This is a genomic window from Terriglobia bacterium, assembly GCA_020072785.1.
GTDB lineage: Bacteria > Acidobacteriota > Terriglobia > Acidiferrales > UBA7541 > Acidiferrum.
In genome coordinates this window covers 136,704-150,932 of sequence record JAIQGG010000004.1, presented here as the reverse complement: position 1 = coordinate 150,932, position 14,229 = coordinate 136,704, and the positions used below count along the sequence as shown (strand labels likewise).

Sequence of the window (14,229 nt, the reverse complement as noted above, 5' to 3'; positions counted from 1 at the left end):
CGCCTCGCAGTTTGCCGGGGAGTCGCCCCAGGGACGAGGGGGCTCGACGGGAAGAGTAATTTTGGCGCAATCGCGGAGGAGGTGCAACCGACAAATTGGCCGGGAGATGAGAGCTGCAGGGACGGCGAAATGGGTACCAGAACCCAGGGGGTATCCCCACCCCACCCCCGTTGTTTTTTGCAAAGAGTGCGCTACTGCCTGATTCCGCAGGAGTTGCGTTGCGCTTCGTGCACAAGAGTGCGCAAGAATATGAAACGAAAGAATTTTAAGTCGTGTAGATTTCCGTTGATACGAAAGAGTGCGGAAGTGCTGATTCTGGAGGGGTTGCGGGAGGGGGAAAGAGTGTTGCGGGGCGAGCGGTGGCACGGACAAGGGAGCGATCCTATCTCCTCCGCGCCAAAGAACAAAATCATTATACGGGACGCATACTCCGCGTTCAAGATGCCGTGCAGTAAAGTGTGCGAACGGGTGTAGAAAAGTGGGCAAAAGAATCGCTGCAGGGGGAGAGCAAGAAGAAAAGCCCAGGCGCCCCGAGCCGGCCGCGATCGGATCCCGACAGGGTCGGGACAAGTCCGAACAGATGCGACCGTGGCAGGGAGCACCCTCTTGCCTTCACTCCTGCAATTCAGTGCAAACTGTCCGCTGATCTCTAACTAAGCTCATGTAAGTCACCGGGAGATGAAGAAGCGAGGGCACCCTCGCGACGCTACGGCGGACTTCCGATGGAAATGAATGCGGCTGCAACGATTGCGCGGAGCGTGCGGGAAACGGAAGGGATGCCCCACGCGCCGGCTGCGCCAAAGGATGTGTCTTTTGGACAATCGGTATTTTGCTTTTCCGGCTGACTTGAATCACTATTATGAAAACGAAGGTTTTTGGTCTTTACGCAGCATTTGTCTGTAGCGGCAAAGACCGCCTTTTGCAGTCGCCGACCCCCAGCCAGGAATACCGTAAACCAGCGCCCGGATGCGAGTTCTCCGGGCGACCGTTACAATGACAACTTTGCGTCTGCCTTATATTTCAGGCGCAAAGGGCGTTTCCTTCGGATGAGGTCCGACGCGCTGGCCCGGAAGCAGCCGCGCTGACCGATGGGAGCAGAGAGGGGGCACTATGAGCGAGGCATGGAAACAGTGGGAAGGCCAGGTGATTCATGGGAATTTCCGCCTGACGCAGTATCTGGGAGGCTCCGACCGCAGCGCCGTGTTCCTAACGGAGCGAGGCGGGGGTCTGCCCGAGAAAGCCGCGATCAAACTGATTGCGGCGGAACCACAAGACGCAGAGCTCCGGCTCGCGCGGTGGGGGCTGGCCGCACAGCTTGCTCATCCAAATTTGATCCGCATCTTCGAAATGGGACGTTGTCAGCTCGGCGAAAGAGAAATGCTGTATGTGGTGATGGAGTACGCCGAAGAGAATCTCGCGCAGATTCTTCCAGAACGGCCGCTGACTGCGGTTGAAACAAGACAGATGCTCGAGGCCGTTCTGGGCGTGCTGGGTTTCCTGCACGGCAAAGGATTGGTGCAAGGCCGTCTGAAGCCCGCGAGCATCATGGCCACCGGCGATCAATTGAAAATCTCGAGCGACGATCTCTGCAAGGCGGGTGAGCTGAACAGGAGCATGGACGGGCCAGGCGTTTACGATGCACCGGAGAGTCAAACCACGGGGAAGTCGCCCGCCGGCGACATGTGGTCGCTGGGAATGACGCTGGCCGAAGTTCTGAGCCAGCATTTGCCGGTCTGGGACCGCGCGCAGCAGGGAGAGCCCATTCTGCCGGAAACACTGCCCGCGCCGTTCGGTGATATCGCGCGCAACTGTCTGCGCCGCGACCCGCAAAGCCGGTGGACTGTGGCTGACGTGGTGAAGCGACTGCAGCCCGCCACGCCGCCGGTTCCCGCCGCTCCGCCAAGACGGCCGGCAGTGGCCTCTTTGCGGAAGCCATCTCCGAAGCGCAGCTACCTGATTCCGGCAGCGGGAATTGTGTTCGCACTAGCTATGTTTTATCTCGGAACAAAACTATTCAGCCGCCCTTCTGAAACGGAACGCGCCTCGGCCCCCGCGCTCGCGGAGCCGAAAGTGAGCCGGAAACCGGAGCCGCGGCCGGCGACAGATGCGGCAGCGCAGTCCACGAAGAAAAACAGCGAGGCCCCGCCGGCTTCGACGGGAACTCCCGCTCCGCCCGCCGCGATTCAGACCGAGGTACAAGAGCAGAAGCCTGTCCGTCATCGTGTGCCCGGCAAAATCGTGCAACAAGCGATGCCGGATATATCCGAGAAGGCTCGCGGCACGATCCAGGGCAGGTTGCGAGTCAGCGTGAGAGTTCATGTCGATCCGTCCGGCAATGTGGTGGGAGCGGAATTGGAATCTCCCGGGCCGAGTACCTACTTTGCCGGCAAAAGCTTGCAAGCAGCGAAGCGCTGGGAATTTGAGGCGCCGGAGGTCGATGGGCGAAAGGTAGCGAGTGAATGGGTCCTGCGGTTCGTGTTTACGAGTACGGAAACGAAAGTCGTACCGGCGCAAGCCGTTCCCTAGCGACGAACCCAGCCATCCCCGGCGCCGGGTGAAGCCGAGCAGGTCCCCTGGATTCAATTTGCCGCTATCGGCCGGTTTCAGCGGGTCTTTCAGCGGGGGCCGGCCCAGTGGGCGACGGCTTCGAAGTGTGCGCGGTTTGCATCCAGGGCTGCGCGGCGCGCGTTGGAAGCTGCCGAAGACCCGACAACGAAGGGGTGGGGCTCCCTGGTCATACTACTCCAGGGTGAATTCCAGCAGTGCTATCCTCTGACCGTATACGGCCATCAAGAAAAGAGAAGGACGGAGGCCAAGCCAGCCGCGCTTCTGCAGAATCAACTGCGCTGGATCAGGACAAACCGTTTCCAACAGGAACCACGGAAAGGATGCGACATGCGCAAATGGGGCATCGTCGTCAGCGTATTTTACGCCCTGATTGTTTTGGGGCTCCTTGTGCCGGGTGCAGTGTTCCTTGCCGGCTACTCCCGCTGGCCGGAACTCTACGAGGGAGTAAGAGGCACGTACAAGGAGTGGGCGGTATGGGTTCCCATTGCGGTGGTCCTGTCCGGCCAGGCCCTCCTGCTTTTCTTATCTGTCGACACTGCGCAGAAACGGCTAAAGCCCCAAGCGCATATTCTGGTTTCGTGTACCGTCACGGCGATGTTATGCGCTCTTCTTACGTTTGCGGCCATCTATTCCTTGGGGTCTGCGGATTCTGGCGACAAGTTCGGGGAAGAGCATCTGAACACCGCGGCTCAGGCGCTGGGCTTCTGGGGAATCCTGTGGGTGCTCTGGGGAATTCTCTTTTACTTGTATTTCCGAAATTCTACGGAGCTGACAACGCGAGCAGTTTCGTGGCTGCTGAAGGGCAGCGTTTTGGAGCTTTTGGTCGCGGTACCGAGCCATGTGATTGTGCGGCGCCGTCATGATTGCTCGGCGCCGGCCGTGACGAGTTTCGGCATCGCCGCGGGCATCGCCGTCATGTTGTTATCTTTCGGTCCGAGCGTGCTCCTGCTTTACAAGAAGCGCCTGGACGCCTACTCAACTCGCAGGTCAACCTAAAGGCCAGCGGCATCGGCGGTAGATTTCGTGGACCGAGCGGCCAGGGCCATTCCAGCTTATTGGATCAGGGGAACAATCCTGCGCTGTTTGGCGGGCGGGCACCCACCCCTCTACGAGGAGAGAAGAGCATAGCCAGGAATGGCTGTGCCACAAAAGCGGAGACGGCGGCATTCCGGCTGGGTTCCCGCGGAGCCGGGGCAGGCCCTGAAAAAGCCGGGACAAGTAGGGATAAATTTCGTCCGCTACGGTAAAGGCTCGAAGCAAGAGCGGGGCTATCCGACGATGTAGCCGAAGCGGGCCGGGACGTACATTGACTTGTGAGAGGCGCAAGCGTATATCTCGCCATAGAGGGTTAATGGGAAGGAGGTCTTCCCATGCCGGACCAGGTTCTATCCCTGGACTCCCTCATCGGGGTCGAGCTCTCCCACTACCGCATCATCGAAGAAATCGGCAGCGGCGGGATGGGTGTGGTCTTCCGCGCCCACGACGAGCACCTCGACCGCGAAGTCGCCATCAAGGTGCTGCTCCCCGGGACCATCACCGATGAATGGGCTCGGAAGCATCTCCACAAAGAGGCCCTGGCGCTCTCCAAACTGAATCATCCCAACATCGCCACGATTTTCGATTTCGATACTCAGGGCGGCATCGACTTCCTGGTGATGGAATACATCCCTGGGGTCACCCTCAACGAGAAGTTGGCCGGCGGACCGTTGCCGGAGAACGAAGTCCTGCGCCTGGGAATGCAGCTCAGCGATGGTCTGGCCGCAGCGCATGAACACGGGGTGGTGCATCGCGACCTGAAGCCCGGCAATCTCCGGCTGGCGAGCGACGGACGGCTGAAGATTCTGGATTTCGGTTTGGCGAAGCTGCGGCAGCCGCTGGCCGAGAGTGCCGCGGCGGAAACCACGCTGCAGACGCAAGCTATTTCGGGAACCTTTGCGTATATGGCTCCGGAGCAACTGATGGGGGAGGAGCTTGACGCGCGCACGGATATTCATGGGGCCGGGCTCGTGTTGTATGAGATGGCTACGGGGCAGCGCCCCTTTGCGGAGGTGCAAAGCGGCCAGTTGATCGGCGCCATCTTGCGGCGTCCTCCTGCCAAGCCCCGAACGCTGAATCCCAAACTGTCTCCGGAGCTGGAACGAATCATCGGGAAGTGTCTGGAGAAGGATCCCGAGGACCGCTACCAGTCGGCCAAGGAACTGGCGGCGGACCTGAGCCGGCTAGGCCGGGACAAGCGCCCCGTACCCACCGCAGGGCGAGCCCCTATCGGACGTCAATTGTCCTCTGTTCGCGTAAACAAGAAAGCCCTGTTCTGGGCCGCAGGTATTGCGGCGGTTTTCTTGGCCACAGCGGCAGTTCTTGCCCCTCTGCGGCAGCAACTGAGGACCGGGCTGGGCCTAAGTCCTATGCCCCGAGCGAAACAAGTGGCGGTTTTGCCGTTCAGCGTTGTGGGCAGTGACCCGGAAACGGCAGCGTTCAGCGCGGGCCTCACCGAAACCCTGACCGCCAAGCTCACGCAACTAACCGGCGACCCGTCGTTGCAGGTCGTTCCCGCCACCGAGATACGCGCCAAGCACATCAGCACAGTGGACGACGCACGCAAGGAGTTTGGTGCGAACCTAGCCCTGGAAGGCAGCCTGCACAAATCGGGGGAGCAGATCCGCGTAAATTACATCCTGGTAGATGCTCAAACACGCCGGCAGATACGCGCCAGCAGCCTGACTGTAGCAGCAACGGATCCATTTGGCGCCCAAGACGCGGTAGTAGATGGAGCGATACGGATGCTCGAAATCAAAGTGCAGGGGCGCGAGCGTCAGGCTCTCGAAAGTCACGGCACACAGGTGGCCAGAGCTTATGACTATTACTTGCAGGGGAGAGGATATCTTCAGAACTACGACCGGGTGGAAAACCTCGATAGCGCCGTCCAAGTCTTCGAGCGGGCTCTGGCTCTCGACCCCCGCTACGCTTTAGCCTACGCGGGTCTGGGCGATGCTTACTGGAAGAAATACGAGAGCAGCAGAGAACCTGCCTGGATCGAAAGAAGCCGGGAGGCCTGTCAACAGGCCAACCGTTTGGATAGCCGACTGTCCTCCGCCCATGCCTGCCTGGGATCCCTCTACGCGGGAACGGGGAACTATCAGGAGGCGGCACGAGAATTCGAACGCGCCGTCGAGAATGAGCCCACCAACGATGCCGCATTTCATGGCCTGGCGGACGCGTACCAGCATTTGGGAAAGCCTCAAGACGCAGAAGCAACATATCGGCGGGCGATCGAACTGCGGCCTCATTATTGGTCCAACTATAGCTGGCTGGGCGCGTTTTTTTATCGCCAGGCACGCTACCGGGAAGCTGCCGAGATGTTTAATCAGGTGGTAGCACTCGCTCCGGACAGCTTCCTTGGCTATTCCAACCTCGGTGCCGCCTATGTTGAGCAGGGCCGTTATACGGAAGCAATTGCGGTTCTCGAGCGTTCCATCGCCATCCGACCGATAGCCTATGGCTACACTAACCTGGGAAACGCCTACTTCTTCCTGCGACGATACGAGGAGGCCGATCGCGCCTACGAACAAGCGGTAAAGCTCAGCGAAAAGGAATCCTTCCTATGGTGGAATCTGGGGGACGGATACTATTGGACACCAGGAAAACGCAATCAATCCGTGACTGCGTACCGGCAAGCGATCGCGATTGCGAGGGAGGAACTCCGCGTCAATCCGAAGGATTCTTACGCGTACGGCGTTCTGGCCATCTGTCACGCGATGCTCGGGGAGAAAAAACCGGCCCTGGACGCCCTGCGGCGGGAGCTCCAGCTTTCACCAAACAATCCGTTCTCACTTTTTCAAGCAGCGCTCGTTTACAACCAGTTCGACCAACCGGACGAGGCTATCGACTGGTTGAGGAAAGCACTCGCGGCAGGCTACTCTCCGTCTCGCATTCGAGACCTTCCCAACTTCGACCATTTGCGGACCAATCCGCAATTCCCGGAATTACTCAGAACCCAATAACCCGATATCAAGGAGGAAACACGTTATGGCAACCCCGAAAATAATGCCTCAAACCGCCCCTCAAGACGTTCGCGTCCATATCGGATGCGACGCTGCCGGAAAAATCACCGTGGAACCAGACCCCTTTTGGATCTACCGATGTGAAGACGAACAGGTGAAGTGGGTATGCGTTCAGCATCATGAACATGGCGATGCAAACGATCCCTGCTTCAAGGTGGACTTTGATAAGACGACCGGCTCGCCCTTCAACGACTCGCACTTCGAGGGTCATCGTCGTGCGCTTTCTGGCCGTCCGACGAGTAAAGCCAAGGACAACCAGAGGTACAAATACAGCGTTACGGTCGGCAAGCAGACCTTGGACCCGGACGGTGGCGTGAAGCCATAAAGCAATCGAGTATTCCGCATCGCGTGAGGCACCAGCCAGCCACTCTAACTGTATGCTCTCGATGACGGAAGCGTCGAGAGATTTCTCGTTGTCGCGCCTCGGGCCCGCGCATCCGCCGGGCCCGAGGCTTCCTAGCGAATTCTGGGCTTTTCTTCTGCTCCAACCCGCATTTCCGGGATTCTGTCGCGCCAGATGAACTTCCCGCAGTGAGCCTCGCACAACTCCATAAAATCCTCTTTTCCCAACTCACCCACGGGCCGTCGACAGGATCACGTTCGGACTGATCTTCAAAGGTGGACTTTGCCTCAGATCAGCGGAAGTCACTTGTCCCTATAACGCGCTAACCGGACCAAGGCAATTCTCGTGATCGCCGCCGGGCACATGTCCGGTCAGGGTGCTAGCGGGGCCAAAGCCACCCAAAGGTGCCTGCGGTCAGCAAGCTGTACACGAGTCCATCAATGACTTCCTTCAGGGTCATGCCCCAAGGCTGGCCCTTCCAGATGCCGTTGCTCAGGTGTCCCAGGCCGTAGGCAAGGAACGCGGCGGTGCCCACGACGCGAAAGACGGCCAGATAGTGGGCGCCGGGCGCAACCGTGTGTCCGGTGAGGTAGGCGACGAAGAAGCCAATGAGGAGGCAATAGGCAAACCACAGGCCCAGGAACTTGGGCATGGCGGGTGGGCCGCTGGGAATCACGGTCAGCATCCCCACTGGTCCCTGCTGGTATTTTTCCACCATGGCGGGCGACTTCATCTCCTTATGGCTGCCAAAAGGGAACATATAGAGACCCCGCTTCAAACCAGCGGCTCGTAAGGCGGCAAGAAGCTTGTCCTCTTCCGGGAGTTGCTGGTAGTCGCCGCGGTGGTAAGGCAGAAGCATGTGCATGATGGAGCTGGCGACAAAAACGATGACGGCCGACAGCAGGACCGGGAGCCAAAGTGCAGTGAGAGGGACCATGCGCAGCCTCCTTCGGTTGCAAGGGCGAATGCAGGGATTTCTCCCGCGAGGCTACGCTTGCCTGGAGCGGCGGTCAAGAGGGCGGGCACGCGCGATCAGCATCAGACTTTCTCTGAAAAATCCCGATGGATCGTATTGTCGCTTGGGTAAAGAAGTTAAGTATCCGCCGTTATATGTGCGCATTGGGGAATACATCGGGCGAGCCAAAATCGGATTGGACACAACTCGATTCGGTCAGGCTCCAAGAGTCGAGGAATGGGGCGCTGACGCTGGCGGCAGATTGTAGAGGAATGTAAGGAGCAGCTCAACATTCGGACCACGAAAGGACCCCGGCAGATGCTCGTCAGCGGGGCTGAGCAGAAGGCCGCGTCACACTTGCCCGATGCCATGCGGCGCTTGACTTGTTGCGCCACTGGGATAAGTATGGACTCGAAAAGGTTCGGCCCGCCAAGGGAGGTGGATTATGTCCAACCCCTCCGCAATCAAATCGCTTCTCGAATCATGCACCTACCGCAACGGTACGGTTCGTTGCCCAGACAAGAAGCTCTCCGCCAGCATCGTCGTGGCAAGATGGCAGATGAATGATGGCCGGTGGACTTCCTGGACAGTCATCGATTGTCCGCTGCTGTCCGCCGGTCTGATGGATTGCGAGATGAGCTGCTTATCCCAATTGGTAGAGATTGCAAACTAGTGCCACCATCGAATTCGAGCGCTTGCTGCTGCGAGGTCGGGAGACAAACTCGTGGACGAATGCCTTCCTACGTCCAGAGAGCGTCTTGGTTAAACGAATAAGAAGTGCGAATTCATTTCGGCAACGTAGCCAAAAGCAAGACGCCCGCTAAATTGGACCCCATGGCTGAGTTACATAAGTCCGCTTGTGGGAAGTTGGAAGCTGCATTGGGAGCTGGCCGCCGATTGCGGGTGGATCATGTCGCACTCGGAAGTCATGCACAACGCGGTTTCTGGAAACGGGCAGCGCGTCACAATCCGGGGGCTATCCCCCGATGTAGCCGAAGCGGGCAAGGCGCTTGCCGGATTCCACGAATTCCTCCGGGGAGAGGGCGTGGACGCCGGCGCCATCGCACCAGCGATTGTAGAAATTGAAGAGGCCGCAGACGGTGATGGCGTCGTAGACGGCTTCGTCGGACCAGCCGGCGGTCTTGAGCGTGTCCGCGTCCTGCTGGGAGATCGCGTGCGGCTGGTCATTGAGCTTCTCGACAAAGGCGAAGAGAGCCTTTTCGGGTTCCGACAGAGGCGAGGAACGGAAGTCGCGAAGCACCGCGTCCACCAGTTTCCGGTCGCCGAGGAGTTCCGCCGCACCGGCGGAATGGGTGCCGGTTCAAAACGGGCAATGGTTGAGGCTGGAGGTGAAAGCAGAAATCAATTCGCGCATGCCGGGCGAGAGAGGCGAGGGGCCGCGCATGACCTCCTGGGTATAGCGCTCGAGATGGGCCGTAGCGCCGGGCTTGAAGGCAAACATGTGGAAAATCTGGGGAACGCTCCGGCCGGCTTCGCGCATCCTGGCGATCATGCGGGCGCGGAAATCGCTGCCCAGCGCCTTTTCCACGTCTTTCAGGTACATCGGTTCCATGGGGTGCCTCCCGTGAGCCCGCGTTCGCGGCGTGCGTTGCCCAGCAGCGCTTCGCAGCGGTCCTCGCATGGGCCGCGGACGGGCCGCGCTGAGCGAGATGACGCTGCAGGGTAGCAGAAAATCAGAAGCAATGGGAATGGCCGCCGTGCGAGGCGGCACATCCTGCGGGGACGCAGGCAAGCAAGAAAGACAAGCTAGGCGGAGGCGTGTTCTTCGGAGAGCAGGTGCGGGGGCACGGGGCGGAGGTCGCGGACGATGCGGACCCAAGACATCACCTTCAGCACGTAGTAGGTGATGTCCACTTCCCACCAGAAGAAGCCCTGGCGGGCGGCGGCCATGTAGTGGTGATGGTTGTTGTGCCAGCCTTCGCCGAGGGTGACCAGGGCCAACACGAAATTGTTCTTGCTGGTGTCCGAGGTGACGTAGCGGCGCGAGCCGAAGAGGTGTGAGAGCGAATTGATGGTGAACGTGCCGTGCCAAAGGAGCACGGTGCTCAGGCAGAAGCCCCAGAGGAAGAGCCCCCAGCCGCCGATGAGCGCGAGCACCACGGCGAGAACCACGGGAGGCACGAGATGATATTTGTTGAGCCAGCGCAGCTCGGGAAATTTGGCGAAGTCGCCGATGTATTCGATGCGCGTGCCGTTGTACTTGTCGGAGATGAACCAGCCGACGTGGGACCAGAAGAAGCCGAAGAGCGTGGGGGAGTGGAGATCCTCGTCGGTATCCGAATGGCGGTGATGATGGCGGTGATGGGCGGCCCACCAGAGGATACCCTTCTGACTGGAGGACATGGCCATCCAGGCGATGACGAACTGAAACGCGCGGCTGGTCTTAAAGGAGCGGTGCGAGAAGTAGCGGTGGTAGCCCGCGGTGACGAAGAACATGCGCACCCAGTAAAGGGCCAGGCAGACGATCAGATACGACCAGTGAAATTTGACCCAGAAGACCGAGAGCGCGGCCAAGTGAATCAGCGCAAACGGGAGGGTATGCAAAACCGAAATGCGCGAGCCATTCGGCAGAGGTATAGATAGAGCCCGTGAAGCCATCCAGCGAGTTTCCTTTGCGTCCTAACTTACATGAGGACAAATAATCTTGCGCCGACCGCGAGCGCGAAACCTGCCGGAGACGCCGTCACGAGTAAGCAATCCCAGTTTACGGGGCGGCAGGAAGGGGGTCAAGGAATGGTTTGCCGGGGGGTAACCGGTGCGACGCGCACGCGGATATGTTATCGTCACGACGGGCGCGGAAATTTGCCAGGGCGCCGATGCGCAGCGCATCTGAAAGGATGAAGAGAGCGATGGCGGAACGTCCGGTGCTGGTGGGATTGATCCCGCAAGTGGTGGTGCTGGAGGCCGGGGACCAGGTGTCGTGGATCTCCGATGCGGGCAATCTGCGCGTGGAGTTCGACGTGAACCGCTGCCCGTTCTCCTCGAACGTGTTTCAGGCGCCGATGGGGATGCGGCTGTTGAGCGGGCCGCCGCGCATCGGGACGAAAGCCGGGATCTACAAGTACCGGCTGTGGCTGAACGACCAGATGGTCGGGCAGGGCGAAGTGATTCTGCGCGAGGGGTAAAGAGTAAAAGGGTCGAACGGTTCAAGGGTTCAACCGTTGAAGAGTTGAAGAGTGGAAGAGTTGCTCCGCGATCCCGCCTCGGATAATTCCAAACAGATTGCAGACACCCGCAGTGGAGATCCTGAGTCCCCCATAGAAAACGTGGGGACCTCAGGATGACTACCAGTAGATCGTGCTGCGCGCGGCGGATGCGCGGCCCGGCGGGCAAGGATTCGCATCCAGTTGCGCTGGCGGGAGGGGGCAGGGTGAAAATCGTCACTGATCTTCTTCAGGGCGCGCGAATGATGGCGTGAACTGGACCGGGAAGCCAAGAAGGACGAGCGGTTCAGTCGCCCACGGCGGCGACGCTACGGGGACTTTCGACGGACTCGGCCAGGCCGCGGCGCACGGGTCCCAGGAGGAAGGCGGGGACGGGGCGCTCGGGAGCCAGGCTGAGGCTGGCGCACTTGCGGGGGAACTCCACGCGGCGATCGAGCTTGAGGCCGGCTTCGCGGAGAAATTCGGCGGAAAAGCCAAGGTCGGCGGCGCGGTCCACGCCCCAGAACCAGAGCTTTTCTTCGTTGTGCTGGAGGAAATCGAGGGCCTGTTCGAGCTTTTTCATGGCCCGATCGAAGGAAGAGGCCATGAAGAAGGTGGCCAGGGTCCAGGCATGACGGGGGTAATGGACGCGGATGCGCACGCAGTACTTGCCGGCCTGATTGCGTTCCATGCTGCAACGATAGTCGTTGCGGATGGTTGTGGTGCGAGCGGGCATATAAGTCTCACTTGAAAAAAGGACTTGCGGGAACCGCGTACCACCGGCAGTGCCTTCCTGCGGATTCACTGCGGGCAGTTTGTGGAGCCTGGGCCGAGGAGCAGTGAATCCACCCTTCCTCCGTCAGCCGCCAGTAACGGCGGGGGAAGCAAAGAAAGGCGGTCCGGATGCATATAGCGTAGCTGGACGGCCGGGGAATGGCAAGAGGAGCCGTCAACATAAATAAGTCATTTGTTTACAGTATTTTAGATTAGCCTTGGCCGGTAAAATTCTTCAGGCGTTCGGGCATCAGCTGCAACTTTCCTTCCTGCTTGAGGCGGTTCTGGAGGCCTGTCTTGAAGGCTTCGAAGGCCAAGTTGCGCTTGTTCTGGAGGACCTGATCGGCCAGCGACTGCTTGTCCTTGTCGAAGTTGGCGGGGTCGGGCTCTTCCTTGGCCACCACCTGGTAGACGAGCCAGTTGTTGCCGAGGCTGAGCGGGGTGCCGGTTTCGCCGGAGTTCATGTGGAAGGCGGAAGCCAGTTGACGGCCGCTGGCGACGCCGGGAATGGAGCCGTTGCGGGCGAAGGAGTCGCTGGTCTTGGACTCCAGGCCCAGGGATTTGGCCACGGCGGCGAATTTCTCGCCGGCCTTGACGCGGCGGACGAGCTCCTCGGCGCGGGAGCGCGCGGCGGTGGCGGCCATGGAGCGCTTGAGGTCCGCCAGGACGCGGTCGCGGACTTCGGGGAGGGTGCCGGCATGGGCCGGCAGGATCTCCTGCACGGTCAACACAACGTAGCCGCGGTCGATGCGGATGGGTGGGGCGAGTTCGCCCTGGCGCAGGCGGAAGATGGCGTCCTTGATCTCCGGGGAATTGCCGAGCTCGAGGAGCACGTCGGTGGCGGCCACGGGGCGGGTCTCCGCAACAGTCAGATGGAACTGGCTAGCGAGGTCATCGAGGGAGCCGCGGTTGGATTTGCGGACGACGGCGGCAATCTGTTCGGCCTGGTCGGCGGCGCGCTGGTCGGCCTTCTCGAGGATGAGCGGGGCGCGCAGGGACTCCTTGACCTCGTCGAAGGACTTGGTGTGCGCGGTCTCTTTGTCTACGGCCTTGATGATGTGAAAGCCGAACTGGGTGCGCACCAGATCGGAGATGCCGCCCTTGGGGAGGCTGAAGGCGGCCTTTTCAAACTCCGCCACCGTCTGGCCCTGCTCGATCCAGCCGAGGTCGCCGCCCTTGTCCTTGGTGGTGTCCTCGGAATATTTTTTGGCCAAGTCCTCGAACTTGGCGCCCTTTTTGGCCAGTTTGAGGACATCTTCGGCCTTTTTGCGGATCTCCGCGACTTCCGCATCGGTTTTTCCGGTGGTGCGAAAGAGGATGTGCTGGACGTGCACGCGGTTGGGCACCTGGTAGAGCTGGATGCGCGACTGGTAGAGGGCCTTCAGTTCGTCGTCGGAAACCTGGATGCTCTGGCGAAGCTGGTTTAGGTCAGCGAGGGCATAGCGGACGACGCGGCGCTCGGGAACCTGGTATTGGGCCTTGTTCTTTTCGAATTCGGCCTGGATGGCGGCGTCGTCGGGGGCCTGCTTGGCCTCGAGATCCTCGGGCTTGATGTAGGCGTAGGCCAGTGTAATCTTCTGATTGCGGTAGCGGAACTCCTCCTGGACTTCAGCGGGGCTGACGCTGATGCCGTCGGTGACCAGGCGGCGGAATTTTTCTTCGAGCAGACCCTGGCGGACAAGCTCTTCAAATTGCGGGACGCTCATGCCGAAGCGGCTCTGCACTTCGGCCGAGTAGCGGTCCATGCCGACAAAGGTGCCGCCGCTGAAGGCAGTGGGTAGAAACTGGCGGATGCGGTCGGCGCGTTCTTCGTCGCTGACGCGGATACCGAGACGGCGGCCTTCGAATTCCAGCTCTTTCTGGAAAACGAGCTGGTTCATGATCTGCTGGGCATAGAGGCCTTCGAGCTGTTTGGGGATCTGGCCGCGCGAGGAGATCTGGGCGAACTGCTCGCGCACGTCGGCGACGGTAACGGTCTGATCGCCGATGCGGGCGACGGCATCGGGCGCAGCATCGCCCGTCGCGGGGCCTTGGGGCACGAGGTAGAGCAGCATGCTGACGGCGAGCAGGCCGATCACTATGCCGATGAAGATGCGAACCAGGGTCTTGCGATTATCCAGAATGCCAGCCATCCGCGATGTCTCCAGGGTACGGGAACAAACGTTGCATTATAGGAGAGAGAAGGCACACGCCACAACCGGAAACGCACAAGGGCGGCGCCGGGGGCAAAAAGAGGGCCGGGAAGCAGGACATCCGGCATCGTCCGGGAAGCAGCGGCGGGGCTGCGGGATCGGAAGGAAAGGCGGAGACGGTGTTTGCTGATAGAGTACGCAGGCGCGCAGGCGTTGGACGCTCCCGGAGCGC

The 14,229-nt window shown here is 60.2% G+C and carries 12 protein-coding genes; 6 read left to right on the top strand and 6 right to left on the bottom strand.

Going from position 1 to position 14,229, the window contains the following annotated elements; all coding sequences use genetic code 11:
* The first annotated feature begins 1,110 nt into the window (after positions 1 to 1,110).
* From LAN61_12165 to LAN61_12150, 4 genes are all read left to right on the top strand, one after another.
* Positions 1,111 to 2,526 carry a TonB family protein gene (locus LAN61_12165; protein ID MBZ5541262.1) on the top strand — a complete coding sequence of 472 codons (1,416 nt, stop codon included), beginning with the start codon at positions 1,111 to 1,113 and terminating at the stop codon, positions 2,524 to 2,526.
* A 369-nt stretch (positions 2,527 to 2,895) separates the two neighbouring features.
* Positions 2,896 to 3,564, top strand: coding sequence for a hypothetical protein (locus LAN61_12160; GenBank protein ID MBZ5541261.1), 669 nt, complete (start codon positions 2,896 to 2,898; stop codon positions 3,562 to 3,564).
* A 374-nt stretch (positions 3,565 to 3,938) separates the two neighbouring features.
* Positions 3,939 to 6,569 carry a tetratricopeptide repeat protein gene (locus LAN61_12155; GenBank protein MBZ5541260.1) on the top strand — a complete coding sequence of 877 codons (2,631 nt, stop codon included), beginning with the start codon at positions 3,939 to 3,941 and terminating at the stop codon, positions 6,567 to 6,569.
* Positions 6,570 to 6,594: 25 nt separating this feature from the next.
* Positions 6,595 to 6,954, top strand: coding sequence for a hypothetical protein (locus LAN61_12150; protein MBZ5541259.1), 360 nt, complete (start codon positions 6,595 to 6,597; stop codon positions 6,952 to 6,954).
* A 397-nt stretch (positions 6,955 to 7,351) separates the two neighbouring features.
* Here LAN61_12150 and LAN61_12145 read toward each other — a convergent pair whose 3' ends face one another.
* The gene (locus LAN61_12145) at positions 7,352 to 7,909 is read right to left on the bottom strand and encodes a hypothetical protein (protein ID MBZ5541258.1); all 558 of its coding nucleotides are present in this window, start codon (positions 7,907 to 7,909) and stop codon (positions 7,352 to 7,354) included.
* Between the two features lie 463 nt (positions 7,910 to 8,372).
* Between LAN61_12145 and LAN61_12140 the strand changes: the two genes are divergently transcribed.
* Positions 8,373 to 8,600 (top strand): hypothetical protein, encoded by a 228-nt coding sequence (locus LAN61_12140; protein MBZ5541257.1) that lies wholly within the window; start codon positions 8,373 to 8,375, stop codon positions 8,598 to 8,600.
* 303 nt (positions 8,601 to 8,903) lie between these two features.
* On the opposite strand, the gene LAN61_12135 is transcribed toward LAN61_12140, so the two are convergent.
* The 3 genes from LAN61_12135 to LAN61_12125 all read right to left on the bottom strand — a co-directional run bounded on the left by LAN61_12135 (position 8,904) and on the right by LAN61_12125 (position 10,546).
* On the bottom strand, positions 8,904 to 9,197 hold the full coding sequence (locus LAN61_12135; protein ID MBZ5541256.1) for a peroxidase: 294 nt from the start codon (positions 9,195 to 9,197) through the stop codon (positions 8,904 to 8,906).
* Between the two features lie 51 nt (positions 9,198 to 9,248).
* Positions 9,249 to 9,500, bottom strand: a complete 252-nt coding sequence (locus tag LAN61_12130; GenBank protein ID MBZ5541255.1) for a peroxidase — start codon at positions 9,498 to 9,500, stop codon at positions 9,249 to 9,251.
* Positions 9,501 to 9,694: 194 nt separating this feature from the next.
* Positions 9,695 to 10,546 carry an acyl-CoA desaturase gene (locus LAN61_12125; protein ID MBZ5541254.1) on the bottom strand — a complete coding sequence of 284 codons (852 nt, stop codon included), beginning with the start codon at positions 10,544 to 10,546 and terminating at the stop codon, positions 9,695 to 9,697.
* A 251-nt stretch (positions 10,547 to 10,797) separates the two neighbouring features.
* On the opposite strand from LAN61_12125, the gene LAN61_12120 reads away from it, so the two are divergent.
* A complete protein-coding gene (locus LAN61_12120; protein MBZ5541253.1) occupies positions 10,798 to 11,073 on the top strand; it encodes a hypothetical protein in 276 nt (91 codons plus the stop codon).
* A 325-nt stretch (positions 11,074 to 11,398) separates the two neighbouring features.
* Here the strand turns inward: LAN61_12120 and LAN61_12115 are convergent, their stop codons facing one another.
* Entirely contained in the window at positions 11,399 to 11,827 is a 429-nt protein-coding gene (locus LAN61_12115; protein MBZ5541252.1) for a hypothetical protein, read from the bottom strand.
* Between the two features lie 250 nt (positions 11,828 to 12,077).
* Positions 12,078 to 13,997, bottom strand: a complete 1,920-nt coding sequence (locus tag LAN61_12110) for a peptidyl-prolyl cis-trans isomerase (protein ID MBZ5541251.1) — start codon at positions 13,995 to 13,997, stop codon at positions 12,078 to 12,080.
* Between the last annotated feature and the right edge of the window lie 232 nt (positions 13,998 to 14,229).